Source organism: Terrimonas ginsenosidimutans (assembly GCF_022012415.1).
GTDB lineage: Bacteria > Bacteroidota > Bacteroidia > Chitinophagales > Chitinophagaceae > Terrimonas_A > Terrimonas_A ginsenosidimutans.
The window spans coordinates 517,608-531,862 of record NZ_JAKLTR010000003.1; the positions used below are offsets into that span (position 1 = coordinate 517,608).

Annotated in this window: 7 protein-coding genes; 3 read left to right on the forward strand and 4 right to left on the reverse strand. The window is 45.3% G+C overall.

Annotation, left to right across the window (positions count from 1 at the left end):
* Positions 1-64 precede the first annotated feature (64 nt).
* A complete protein-coding gene (locus tag LZZ85_RS07210; RefSeq protein WP_237870111.1) occupies positions 65-1,369 on the reverse strand; it encodes an erythromycin esterase family protein in 1,305 nt (434 codons plus the stop codon).
* 114 nt (positions 1,370-1,483) lie between these two features.
* Complete coding sequence (locus tag LZZ85_RS07215; RefSeq protein WP_237870113.1) at positions 1,484-3,091, reverse strand: NADP-dependent glyceraldehyde-3-phosphate dehydrogenase; 1,608 nt, start codon at positions 3,089-3,091, stop codon at positions 1,484-1,486.
* Between the two features lie 1,047 nt (positions 3,092-4,138).
* Between LZZ85_RS07215 and LZZ85_RS28630 the strand changes: the two genes are divergently transcribed.
* The gene (locus LZZ85_RS28630) at positions 4,139-5,020 is read left to right on the forward strand and encodes a helix-turn-helix domain-containing protein (protein ID WP_237870115.1); all 882 of its coding nucleotides are present in this window, start codon (positions 4,139-4,141) and stop codon (positions 5,018-5,020) included.
* 84 nt (positions 5,021-5,104) lie between these two features.
* On the opposite strand, the gene LZZ85_RS07225 is transcribed toward LZZ85_RS28630, so the two are convergent.
* Positions 5,105-5,893, reverse strand: coding sequence for a response regulator transcription factor (locus LZZ85_RS07225; protein WP_349291737.1), 789 nt, complete (start codon positions 5,891-5,893; stop codon positions 5,105-5,107).
* A 72-nt stretch (positions 5,894-5,965) separates the two neighbouring features.
* The gene (locus tag LZZ85_RS07230) at positions 5,966-9,112 is read right to left on the reverse strand and encodes a ligand-binding sensor domain-containing protein (RefSeq protein ID WP_237870117.1); all 3,147 of its coding nucleotides are present in this window, start codon (positions 9,110-9,112) and stop codon (positions 5,966-5,968) included.
* A 294-nt stretch (positions 9,113-9,406) separates the two neighbouring features.
* On the opposite strand from LZZ85_RS07230, the gene LZZ85_RS07235 reads away from it, so the two are divergent.
* Together LZZ85_RS07235 and LZZ85_RS07240 are read left to right on the forward strand one after the other, a co-directional pair.
* Entirely contained in the window at positions 9,407-12,460 is a 3,054-nt protein-coding gene (locus tag LZZ85_RS07235) for a SusC/RagA family TonB-linked outer membrane protein (protein ID WP_237870119.1), read from the forward strand.
* Between the two features lie 138 nt (positions 12,461-12,598).
* Positions 12,599-14,134 (forward strand): RagB/SusD family nutrient uptake outer membrane protein, encoded by a 1,536-nt coding sequence (locus LZZ85_RS07240; RefSeq protein ID WP_237870121.1) that lies wholly within the window; start codon positions 12,599-12,601, stop codon positions 14,132-14,134.
* The last annotated feature ends 121 nt before the right edge of the window (positions 14,135-14,255 follow it).

Genomic DNA, 14,255 nt, shown 5'->3' on the forward strand with positions numbered 1-14,255 from the left:
TCCTTCCTCCGTTTATTCATTACAGTATTTTACCACCATCTGTTCAAAGAACCTATTGCCGACGCTATTTCTTTGTCGCGTGCAATGCGTCATCAAGTTGTTTGATTGCGCTGGTTTGTGGAACGAAAATGAACGCGCTGAATACAATAGTAGGGGTCAGATAAGCCGTTCTCACCCATTTATTACCGTAAATAGAACCTGAAACGTAAAACGGTTGAGGTTTACTTAATGTAGAATGCACGTTCTCTTCAGACCTGACAAAAATGGGGTATTTCGAAACAGTTGCCAGCGCATTGGAAACCTTATGGGACTTGTTCGGTGGGAAGGTGAAGGTGCTCAGGTAAGGATATCTCCGCCCCTTGTCTGTCAGCTTTTCTTCCAGCGCAAGAAATGATCCGCTGTTGAATAGAAATCCAATAGGGTAATATTGATCTTTATATGCAAGATGCAATCTTTCGCCGATCATCATACGCAAATTTGGATCTCTGGTCAGCGAATCATAACGTCCGATATGATGATTGTGTCCCCATATAACTGTCTTTTGATGGTTTAATGAGATCAGTTGGCGGGTGTTCTCAAACATGCAACTGTCGCGGTAGAACATACCGTTGCGTGGAAGATCTATTGCATACGCAAGATTGTCTGAGCACATTTTCCAGATGCCGAATTCCCGGGTCGTCAGTCTGCTGCTGAGTGACGTGTCCTGCCTTAAAAACTCTTTCAATTCTTTGCTGATAATGGAGAATGCTTCGAGTGTTTCCGGCGATGCGCTGCCGCTGACAATAGTTTTACCGCGGCCGAATTTTTCAATCGCGGGTAGAAGTATAGACTCAAGCTTTTCTTTTTTATCGATCGATAGCTGGGATAAATTGGAGTACAGGTAGTCTATCCCATCCATGAGATTATGGATATCCATACCTGACAGATGTACTTGTTTTTCTTCCGTAATATTCCGATTGAATTTCTTCACCCATTCGATAAAGTCTTTGAATTCCTCAGTATGAAATGCCCAGTAACCCAATTGATGAAATAATGAATCTGCGTTGCCGTCAGCAGTAGTGCAATACCTGTCGATAAACAACATATTGCCGAAAGAAGCTTCCAGTACGATGTTCCTGTATCCGCATTCTGTGATCAGGAACTTTAATAGCTGGATGCGCAGTGTCATGAATTCCTGCGTGCCATGAGTTGCCTCGCCAAGGCCGATGATATCTTTTGCCGCGAATATGTCTTTGAATGGGAGAAATGCAGAGTTGCTGTCGGAAGTCACCGGATAGGTTCTGAACTGACCAGGGGAAGTTATTTTCTGTTGAGCGCCACTGGATATGGACAAAGCAAACATCAGAATAAATACCATGCCTTTTTTCATGCGTCAGGATGAGTTTTACCAAATATAGATCATTGGGAGTTTTGGGAGGGGAGGCATTTACAAAAAATCCCGGTCGCGCTCAGGCCGACCGGGATTTACAAAAACTTCTATCTTCTAAAAAATGTAATCGGTACTGAGGAAGTTGGAGTCGCGTTTTTTGACAATGGTGTTGAGTAATGTTTTATTGGACTCTGTCACTTTTGCTGCTACCAGGGACCGGATAGAGAATGAACGGAGCGCATCGAATACGGAAAGGGTACCTTCCGCACTGTCTTTTCTTCCGGTAAATGGAAATACATCGGGACCTCGTTGCGCCTGGCAATTAATGTTTACCCGGCTGACAAGGTTTACAAATGAATCAATAAGGTGTGCCACTTCCTCTGCATCTTCGCTGAAGATGCTTACCTGCATGCCATGTGAAGCGTTCACCTGGTAATTCACGGGTTCTTCAATGCTTTCAAACGGTACTACAGGAACGATAGGTCCGAATTGTTCTTCATGATAAAGTTTCATCTGGTCATTTACAGGATAAACGACTGCGGGGGATACGAATGAAGCCTCTGTGTACCCGCCATTTTCATTGATCACTTTCGCGCCTTTTGCAATCGCGTCGTCAATGCAGTCCTTCAAGTAAGCTGGTTTATTTGCTTCAGGCAGTGGAGTGATCTTTACATCTTTTTCCCATGGTAAACCAGGTTTGAGTGCGGCGACTGCGGCAGTGAGTTTCTTTGTGAACTCGTCGGCAATTTCTTTTTGAACAAAGATCAGTTTCAATGCTGTGCAACGCTGGCCGTTAAAGGAGAGCGCTCCGAGGATACATTCGTTCACCGCTACGTCGATATTGGCATGCCTGGTAACGATCGCTGCGTTCTTTGCGTCGAGGCTCAGGATCGCGCGAAGCCGGTTTACTTTTGGATGAAGTTTCTTCAATCCGTTTGCCACCTTGCTGGAGCCGATAAAAGCAAGCACATTTACTTTCCCGCTTTCCATGATCGGAGCAATGATCTCTGAACCTTTTCCATATAGCGTATTGACCGTCCCTGGGGGAAATGCTTCTTTGAATGCTTCGAGCAAAGGATAGTGCGCCAGCACGCCGTGCTTAGGCAACTTGAACAGGATGGTATTCCCCATGATCAATGCGGGGATCAGTGTGGTAAAGATCTCATTCAGCGGGTAGTTGAATGGACCCATGCTTAGTACCACACCCAGAGGAGCTCTCCTGATCTGCGCGATCGTGCCTTCGGCCTGTTGGAAACGTGATGATTCACGATCGAGGTCTTTCAACGCATCAATGGTGTCATTGATATAGTCAACAGTGCGGTCGAACTCTTTTGTTGCATCGGGTAATGTTTTTCCAATTTCCCACATCAGCAGCTTGATCACAATCGAACGTTGCTGGATCATGAGGTATACAAACTTCTGCATGCATTTTATGCGTCCTTCCACAGACATGGTCGGCCATTCTCCCAGTCCGTTATTGTATGCATTCACTGCGGCATCAAGCGCTTCGAGTGCTTCTTTTGGTGTTGTGTCGGGAACACTGCCAACCAGTTTTCTTTCGAGGCCATTCTTTCCCGGGATGCAAACAGGTGAATAGATCTTATTTACTGCACCGGCCCAGGGAACAAGTTTGCCATTTAGAAGGTATTCTTTCTGGTGTATCTCTTCTACACGATATTCTTCGGGGATGCTGCTCTCTTCTTTAAAAATTTGTTGCGCCATCTTCAATTATTTACTTGCTGTTGTTGAATTGATTTTGATCCTGCCTTTAGCAGGCGATGTTGAATCTGCCGGTTTTTGCTATTTTGGTTTAAAAATTGTCTGGAAAGTTAGGTAAATGATAAGGAATTTGATAAAGTTTTAGATAATTTCTATGGAAATTCCCTATTCATTTTAGAAAGAGCAATGTGTCGATCAATGTTCTTACTACAAAAATTCATTATCATGCGGATATTATGGCAATTGGGGAGGTGATAATCAATGAAAGCCGGATGACTACAGGGGTCTGTATTTTAACATGTAGGCGAAGGCCCTCTTTTTGCCCGCATTGCTTCAGGAACGTTAGTGAATTTTAGCTGGAAAACGTTTCGGTACCATCCAATACTGAGGTTAACAAGTAGTCTATAAGAGGGGATTCGTTCACACATCTCTGTCGTATTCTGCGAGCAAGCTTTTATGCAGAAAGCGATGCAGGGAGATGAATCCCAGGAAGAGAACACGGCGAATTTTCATTTCCGAATTTATGGATAATGTTGACCGATCTATCCTTTTTGCGATAAAAAAGAAATGGATGAACTATCCTGCATGTTGCTTGCCCGGTAGTTCCGCCTCCCTGAATTCCAGCATAGCAATGGTCCCGTTATCCCATGCTATTTCGAATGTAGCCCTGATATCTTCGCTTAGTCCTTTCATGAGTTTTAACCCCAGGGAGTTTTCTTTTCTTCTTATCCAGCCTTCGGGCAGGCCGATACCCTCATCCTTAATTACGTTAAGGATCGTTTGGGCGGATGTCTTTACCGTTTCAATATTGATCTGGCCTTTGCGGTTGTCCGGGAAAGCGTAGGCGGGTCGCGGGCTTTACTGTAATGTTTTTGAGGCAGGGTGACGGAGGACGTTCGTTCCTATGCTATTTACCCGATATTTTGGTTCAATAGCATAGCAAAAATTGCCAAATACTAATCGGCCTGCCGTGACACTGCAATTTTTTGGTTGCTTTATGTGCCTGGAGGGATGGACTTCCTGTGTCTCGCGTGATCTGAATGAGCTGATGTGATCAATTCCTACACAAATATAACTTCTACGCCGGGAGGCTTCAGAAAACTGATCTGTAAGGATTCGTTGCTGACCCTGTTCAACTGCAAGCAGGATAGCCGTTATCAGGATATCTGGAGTCATCATAACTATATACTCTATGTGCTGGAGGGCCGAAAGATCTGGCATACAGCCCATCGCTCTTATGATCTCCGTGAAGGGACCTGCGTATTTGTTAAAAAAGGAGGAGCCATCGTGGAGCAGTTCTTTGATACAGATTTTTGCTTCTTTCTTTTTTTTATTCCTGACGATTTTATTTGTGATGTACTGAATAAACGTTCCCGACCCGTCCCGCGTGTTTGGGGCGAAACGGAACCGATCATCGCGGTGGAAAGCAGTGCCACTATTATGACCTATTTCCAGTCGATGTACCCCTATTTCATTGATGGGAATGAGCCAGATCCTTCGTTGCTGGAACTCAAATTCCGTGAGTTGGTCATGGCCCTTGCTGATCAGCGTAACGAAGCACTGTTATCTTACTTCTGTGCATTGATGAATGAACCTCAGATCGTTTCCGTACAGCGGGTAATGGAACAGAACTTTTGCTTCAACCTCCGGCTTGAAGAATTTGCGAGGCTTTCATCCAGAAGTCTTTCTGCTTTTAAAAGAGATTTTGAAAAATTATATGGCATATCTCCTGGTAAATGGTTGATGGAAAAGCGGCTTAGTCATTCTCTTCATCTTCTTACCAATATGGGAAGGAACGTTGCTGAAGCTGCTTTCGAAAGTGGCTTTGAAAGCTATTCTCATTTCAGCCGTTCATTCCGGAAGCGCTTTGGTCATCCGCCTACGGCAATGAAGCAGCTGGCGATCATGAATGTAACAGCATCTGTTGCGTAAAGCGAAGGCCGTCAACTTCACTTTCCTACCGCTTTGATCGCATTGCCGGTAAAAAAGTATTCGGTTCACACCATCAGACAGGATTTATTGGGATCCTCTTTTTCTGTCTGTCTTCTTCATTAATATATACTCCGTTGGTGAAATTCCAAACTGTTTGGTGAAATTCCTTCCAAAGTTCGTTTGCGATCCGAAGCCTGTCATTTCCGCTACTTCATAGATCTTATAATCCTGCTCTGCGAGCAGTTCAGCCGCTTTTTTAAGCCGCGTTACATTGATCAGTTCGTTTGGTGTAAGATCTGAGATCGCCTTGATCTTACGGTAAAGAGTAGCACGGCTCATATTCATGACATCAGCCAGCTGATCTACACTCAGTTCAATGTTCTCAATATTGTGATAAATGGCTTCATTCAGTTTTTCAAGAAACTGTTCATCTGCTTTGGAATAAGCCATTGTATTGATATGCACAAGTGGACTGCTGGCAAAATATTCCCTGATCTTATTGCGGTTAGAAAGAAGATTTGCGATCTGTACCTGCAGGTGTTCTGGAGAAAATGGCTTTTCAATATAGGCATCCGCTCCTATCTCCAGCCCTTCTATCTTCGACTGCAAGGTGTTTTTAGCGGTGAGCAATATTACGGGAATATGACTGTACTCAAAATTGGATTTGATGTTTTTGCAAAGCTGATAACCATCCATCACTGGCATCATAATATCACTGATCAGCAAATGAACCGGTTCCTGCATAAGAAGGTCAAGGGCTTCTTTTCCGTTCAGTGCTTTCAGTACGGTATATTTTTCACTCAGGTCTTCTGAGAGAAAGTCAAGGATCTCGGAATTGTCATCCACAAGTAGTATGACCGGTTTCATTTTCATGTTTGGTTTATGGCTGATCTGATGTTTTGTTGCCCGCAGGAGTTTTCGTCCTAAAAATCCTGCTGGCTTCGTCTATCGGCTCAAATTAAATTCTATCTCCTGGTGAACGGGTAATGTCAGCACAAACACATTCATCGTTCCTGATGGCTCTTTCAGGTGTAGAGAACCTTTGTGCAGCTCAGCGAGTGAACGTGCAAGCGCGAGTCCTATGCCTGTACCGGATTGTTTCCCATTCTCCTTTATTCTGAAAAAGCTTTCAAAGATCTTTTCTTTCATGTCAGCAGGAATGATGTAACCGTCATTTTCCACTTCGATCTTAAAGGAAGCGTCCTGCTCATTTTCTACGGGCATTTTTATATGCACGTATGATTCTGCATATTTGACGGCATTGTCAAGCAAATTACTCATGATCTTATTAAAAGCTTCCGTATCAACATAAGCGTTAAATACAGCTGGAATTTCTATCGTAAATACGAGCCGTTTTTGTTCAGCGGCTGGTTTAAAACGCAGGTGGGCATCCGTAATGAGCTCTGAAATATTTGCTTTGACAAAGTTGAGGCTGAATCCTTTCGTTTCCGTTTTACGGAAATCGAGCAGTTGCGTGGTCAGGTCAAGCAACCGGTCGGTATTCCGTTTCATGATCTGCAGATTATTGCTTACAGCCGGCACTGTTTCAATTTGTTTCATCACTTTCTCCATTGGTCCTTTGATCAGTGTTAGCGGCGTTCGGATCTCATGTGCCACATTTGTGAAAAATTCGATCTTCGCCTGGTAGATCTCTTTCTCTTTTTCATGTTCAAGAAACTCAAGCTTTCGGCGATTCTTTTCTTCTGTTCTCCGGTGATAGCTCCGGACCAGGAAAAGAACCAATGCCACGGCCGTTACCGTGTAGAGTAGATAAGCCCAGCGACTGGCCCAGAACGGCGGCAGGATCCTGATCGTTAGGGTAGCCGGCTGGCAGTTCCATTCGCCGCCGCTATTGCTCGCTTTTACGGTAAAAACATAAGTGCCGGGGGATAATTTGGTAAAGTATGCCTTTCGGTTTGTTTTGAGATAGGTCCAGTCTTTATTCAGACCGTCCATTTTATACGCATACTCCGTCATGTCCGGGGCGGTAAAGCTAAGGGCGGCAAAGTCAATACTGAAAGAGCTTTGGTTATGCGTGAGTGTGATCGTATTAGTATAGGTGATGGATTTCTCCAACGGTGAACCTTTTTTATTGATCGCAAGTTCTTTGTCATACACCTGGAACCCCGTGATATATACCGGAAGATCGAAATTGTTGCGGACGAACTCATCAGGATGAAAACTGATCAGGCCTTTCACGCTGCCAAAATACATTCTGCCTTTTGGATCTTTGTAAGCAGAATTGTAGTTGAACTGATCATTCAGTAATCCATGCGCGCGCGTAAATACGGTGATGTTTGCATTGACAGGGGAAAACCGAACCAGGCCTTTTGATGTACTTACCCAAAAATTCTGCTGACTATCTTCCAGCACCGCGTACATGATATTACTGGGGAAGCCATTCCTGGTCGTATAAGTAGTGAAAGCTTGCTGTTTTTCGTTTAGTTTGCATAACCCGCCTTCAGTAGCGATCCATAGTTTCCGGTGGGAGTCTTCAAAGATCCAGTTGACACGATTCCCGCCGAGGCTTCCCTGTTTTCCGGGTTCATAACGATAATGCCCATTACGGCCGGTTTTCGGGTCGAACCAATGTACCCCATCCGCATAGGTGCCCGCCCAGATGATCCCCTGCACATCTTCATATAAGAACGTGTAGAAATTCTCCGGAGCTCCTGTGGTATTATCAAAATTGTCGGTCTGTGGATTGTAATAGCTAAGCCCCCTGTCAGTTGCAACGATCAGTTTTCCCTGTTTTGTTTTCAGGAAACAAAAAACAAAATCGCTTTGAAGCTTGTGCGTGGCGGTGGAATAGTGACGAAGCTTTTGACCTGTTTTTATGTCCAGTACATCGAGCCCACGGTGAAAAGTTCCCACCCAGAGTTCATTATTATATGCAAGTAACCCGTGTATATTAGAGGCGGATGTATAGTTCGTGTGGAGGGAGTTGAAATGAGTGAATGTGGCAGAACTGGTGATCAATTTATTTAAACCCGCATCTTCTGTGCCGATCCAGAGATTGCCATCATGGTCGCTTACGATCTCGCGAACCGCGTTTCCACTTACAGAGGTGCCACCGGACTGAGGAAAGAATTTTTTGAAACTGGTGTATTGTTTTGGGTAATAATTGACGCCACCGAAATATGTACCCGCCCAGATGCCGCCTTCCTTGTCTTTGCAAAATGTGTATATGGCATTGTCTGAAATGGAATATGGATTGTTATAATTTTTTTTGAGATTGGTGTATTTGCCGGTAACGTCATTATATATGAAGATGCCTGATTCGGTCGCAATCCAGAATTCATGATCAGATTGACGGATAAAATCCCGCACGAATATTTCAGGTTCGTCGGCTGTGTGACGGAGAATGTCTTTGTAAGTGCCGGATTTTGTATCAAGGAGCTTTGCACCTTGTTTGGATGTGCCGACAAGAATTTTTCCATTTCCCGCATCGCAGATCTTTTCGATCCAGTTATTGCCTGAAGGTCCGCTATGATCAAATACATTTAAACCCTGCCTATCCGGCCCCTCTTCCCGCAAACGATGAACGGTGCCGTTGCTTGATGAGGCCCAGCATTCTCCGTTATCAGTAGAACACACAGATGATACTGTCAGATGCCCCGGTTGATCATAAGCCTGCAGAGATCCAGTTTTCGGGTCATGGTAATACAGTATCAGTCGTGATACGAACCAGATGCCGCCTTTGGGATCTTCCTGTATATCCAGTATTTCTGTTTCCGGAGCTCCTTTGACTTTTCGGAAACTTTCTGTTGTTGCATCATACGCGAACAGTCCACGATCGCACCCAACCCATAATACGCCAGACCGCCCTTCGTGTAAGCTGTAGATATAATTGCTGCCGATGCTGTTTGAATCGCCGGCTTCGTAACGGAATATCTTGAACGAATAACCGTCAAACCGATTGAGGCCATCCTTTGTGCCGAACCATAAAAAACCGTTGTGATCCTGCAGGCTGGAGATCACGGCATTATTTGAAAGCCCGTTCTCTACCTGGTAATGTGTGAAGTAATAAGATTGAGCATCGGCAAAACCAATGGTTAACATGAGTACTATTACCGTTGACAGACGTTTCATATAGCAGCCGGGAATTTGCATTCGCGGAAACGAACTTAATCAAAAAAGTGCAGGTTTTGATTTCTTGTGGGAATGTGACCGGCATTGAACGGATACATGTGTGGCATCCTGTTCAACTGTGCAGATGCATACAATCAGCGAATATCAGAAACAGGCATTATAATTCCGGAGTGAGTGCGGTGTGAGACAAATTGAGGAAAGATTGAGACGATCTGGTGCCTTCCTTAACCTGAAATATTCCAACTTACACTCAACTGGTTTCTAAACCAAAACATCTAACTAATAATTGCCATTATGAGAAAAAGGTCATTAGCACCAACCTTTTTGCATGCGCCTGCCTGCATGCAAAAGGTACGCAGCGCCGCCGGTGCTGTTCTACTGCTGATCGCACTGTTCTTCACTCTACTACTTTCAGCACAATCAACTCACACAGTAAAAGGAAAAGTTACCAATCAAAAAGGCGAACCGCTTGAAGGTGCCAGTGTTACTGCAAAAGGTGCTAATACAGGTACATCCACTGACGCATCGGGTAATTATACATTGCAGGTCGCCAATGCACAGTCAACGCTGGTCTTCAGTAATGTTGGTTATGCAGATAAAGAGGTTGCTGTTAATGGGCAGTCGTCCATTGATGTACAACTGCAGCAGGGAACTGCGGATCTGGGAGAAGTGGTTGTGGTAGGTTATGGCTCGCAACGCAAGCGTGATCTTACAGGCGCTGTTGCTGTTGTTGAAACGGGAGAAGTTACGAAACGCCAGGCGACAACTATTGGGGAAGCGCTGCAGGGCCTTGCTTCAGGCGTATTTGTTCGTGGTGGTGGTCAGCCAGGTTCCGAAGCCCGGGTCGAGATCCGCGGTTTGAAAAATCTGACCGGCACAAATCCTTTATATGTGATCGATGGAATGATCACTTATGCAAACCGGGACTTCAATCCGAATGATGTGGAGTCGATACAGATCTTAAAAGATGCATCGGCTGCGGCGATCTATGGTTCGCGGGCTGCTAATGGTGTCATCATCATCACCACAAAGAAAGGGAAGAAAGGCCCGATGCGTGTCGACTTTGCCGCTAAAACAAGTATTCAGACCACGCCAAGATGGGATCTTGCGGGCAAAGACGAATTTGTTCGCCTTAATTATATGGCGTATGATAACGCCAATGTTCCCCGCCAGAACCTCAATCTTGATGTTACTACCGACTGGCAGGATGAATCATTCCAGACAGGTTATATGCAGGACTACAACGTAAGCTTTGCCGGCGGCGGTGATAATGGCAGCTATATGGTATCTGCAAACTACTTTAAGAATAAAGGTGCCGTGATCAGTACCGGGTTTGACCGGATCAGTCTCCGGGTGAATTCACAAGGCTCGAAAGGCATTTTCAGTTTTGGTGAAAACCTTGCGATCAGCAATGCAAAATCTGATGAAATGTCCGGCAACCCTTACGCGGATGTTGTTCGGCTCTTACCAACGATTCCTGTTTATGATCCTGCAAATCCTGGCGGATACGGATATGGGAGCGAAAGCCGGGCGCGTACATTTGGTACAAATCCTGTGGCGATCGCGGATCTCGAAGACCGGGCCCTGGAGAATTTCAGGGTAAGAGGTAATATCTGGGGTGAATTGAAACTTCTTCCTTTCCTGAAATACCGTGCAAATTTTGGTTATGAAACAAGCGCGGATAACTATAGGTATAAAAGGAAAGAAGGTAACTGGACCTTGAACCAGGCCTATGATCCGGCGATCTTCAATGAGAACAGGGCACGTTATCAATCGATGCTTGTTGAGAATACGCTTTCGTTCAATAAACGTTTTGGAAAACACAGTGTGAATGCTATTGCCGGTCAGACATACCAGCGTGATAATTATGGACAGATCTGGGGAACAAAACGTAACATCCTGCAGAACTCTTCATCCGGCTCCTATTACTGGGTGCTTGATCAGGGAAGTGAGCCGCAGGTTGGCGGCTATGATCAGAAAGCGATCCTGCTTTCTTATCTCGGAAGGATCGAATACAACTTCGCTGATAAATATCTGCTGAACGCTGTTGTTCGGCATGATGGATCATCACGCCTGGGCCGTAATGAGCAGTGGGGCACATTCCCTTCCGTTTCCGCCGCATGGCGTGTCAGTAACGAAGAGTTCTTTAAAGTGAACTTCGTCAATGATCTTAAACTTCGCATAAGTCATGGTACACTGGGAAGCAGCAGCAATCTTGGCTATTGGGATTACCTGCCTGTGATCAATACGTTCTCAACGATTGCGATGGGAACGGGACAGAACGTACTTCCCGGAGCAACGCAGGTACGGCTGGCCAACCAGGATCTTCGCTGGGAGAAGCTGACCCAAACAAACTTTGGTGTTGATGCGAGCCTGTTGAATAGTAAATTGTCTGTAACCGCCGAGTACTTTATCGCAAAAACAACAGATGTTCTGACCTATATGCCAATCCTGATGACGACCGGTAATGATGGAGGTAATCCTGCCGTGAATGCAGCCAGCCTTCGCAATACAGGCTTCGAACTTTCTGCAACTTACAGGGCAGAAGCGAAAGATTTCAGCTATTATGTAACGGCAAATGTGACAACGCTTCGTAACAAGATCCTGAATCTTGGTTATGGACGCAATGATATTTTTACCGGAACTACTGTTACCAAACTGGGTAGCCCTGCCGCAATGTGGTTCCTTTTACAGACAGATGGTCTGTTCCAAACGCAGGAGGAAGTTACCAATTACAAAAATAAAGACGGCATCACCATTCAGCCTAACGCCAGGCCGGGTGATCTTCGTTTTGTGGATCATAATGGCGATGGCCAGATCACAAATGATGACAAGATCGTATTGGGTAGTCCCTGGGCGAAATGGGAGCTCGGCTTAAATATGGGAGCATCGTATAAAAATTTTGATCTCACGATGAACTGGTTCGGATCATTTGGCTCTACTGTCTATAACGGCTACAGAAGCCTGGTTGACCGCTTTGATGACAATTCAAATTATCGTGAAGGTATTCAACCCTGGACTCCGGATAACACCAACACGAACGTTCCCCGTGCGTTCTACGGATCAACGCTTAACTCCAGAGGTGATAGTGACCGCTGGCTGGAAAGCGGAACATTCATGCGATTGAAATTTGTAAGCCTTTCATACCGTCTTCCGGATGCATTGATCAAACGCATCGGATTTGCGAATGCACAGATAACGATCTCTGGGCAGAACCTGTTGACGTTCTCCAGCTTCGGCGGCCTGGATCCGGAATTCAACAACGGAAATATGTTCGAAAGAGGCGTGTATGGTTTTCAATTCCCTAACCTTAAAATGTATTCAGCAGGGTTGCAGTTTGGATTCTAGGAAAAGTTTAAAAGTTTAATCGTTTAAATGTTTCAAAGTCTCGCCTGAGTTCGATCCATAACTTTTTAAACTATTAAACATAAAGCTTTTAAACATCTCTTCCCCGCATACCAATTCATCTAACGCTAATTGCACTATATGAAACAGTATATAAAACTAACGATCGCGATAAGTTTGATGGTGCTGATCATGCCATCCTGCAAAAAAGATCTGCTGAACGTAGATAATCCGAATACGATCACGGAAGAACAATTCTGGAAAACTGAAAGTGATGCAGAAAAAGGCGTGAACGCGGCTTATGCCATGTTCTATAAACCCGGCGGCTGGTCGCGCTGGATCTATTTCCGCCTGGATCTTACCTCCGATGAAGGATTCAGTAACAGTCCGTGGATCGAGCTGGCTGACTGGACACGTTTTCAATACGTGAACTATAACTTCTGGGAAGGGAATGCCATAACATGGCGGGATACTTACAAGGCGATCTTTCGTTGCAACCAGGTTTTGGCGAATCTTCCGGAGATCCCCTTTACAGATAACAATAAGAAAGAACTGTTACTGGCACAGGCAAAATTCCTCCGCGGCTTGCATTACTACTATGCCGCCCTTCTTTGGGAAAATATTCCGTTGGTACTGGAACCTTCAAAGCCGGACGATCTTCCCGCACAGCGTCCGCTGGCTGAAGTATGGGCGCAGGTAGAAAAAGATCTTACCGAAGCTTTAGCGGTATTGCCGGTGAGCTGGGATGCAGCCAATGTGGGCCGACCTAATAAAGGAGCTGCCAATGCATTTCTCGCACGTACATATATGCAGCAGCGCAAATGGCCGCAGGCGAAAACAGCACTCGATTATTTCATTACCGGCGCAGGTGCCGGTAAATATGAACTGGTGACAAACTTCCAGGATAATTTCACCCATACAAATGAGAATAATAAAGAGTCCGTTTTTGAGATCCAGTTCTCTGACGTAAACAAAGGCGGTGATGGTGATGATCCTAATCAGAACATGGGTCATAACCGTGCACAGTTCTTCGCTCCACGCGGAATAGGTTGGAGTGATGGGCAGGCGCGTTACTGGATGGTGGATGAGTTCAAGAAGGAAAAGACAACGGCTAATGCGATCGATCCCCGCTTACGTTATACATTGTTTTACCCGGCATTGTTTGCCGACTTCGGCGATAAGATATACGGACGCAACTGGGAATGGAATGCCAATGAAGCATGGTTCCGTAAATATCAGCGTGATTACTTCCGTACAAATGAAGATTACTTCGCACAAAATAATGTACGGCTGATACGCTATGCGGATGTGTTGCTGATGTACGCAGAGGTGCTGAATGAATTGGATCAGACCGCCACTGCAGCTGGCTACGTGAACACAGTTCGTGCGCGTTCAAACATGGCATCGCTGGCTACCGCTCATCCTGCAGTTCTCATGAGTAAAGATGCATTCCGCGATCGTTTGAAAATCGAACGCATGCTGGAGCTCTGCGGTGAAAGCGTACGATGGGCTGATCTGAAACGCTGGGGTGATCTTGAAACACCGGCGAAAGTGTCCGCTGTTGCACAGCGTGACCCTGACTTCAACAATTTCGTCGTCGGTAAACACGTACGGTTACCCATCCCGCAAACGGAAGTGCTGAATAATCCGAATCTTAAGCAGAATGATAAGTACTAGGAGAGGTGATGGTCGATGATCGGGATTCGGGTATTGAGTCAGGATCTCATCTTGATTATTCAGGAACTGTTTGCCGGATATGATTCTGTAATCCGATGATCGTCGATCACCCATCGCGCCG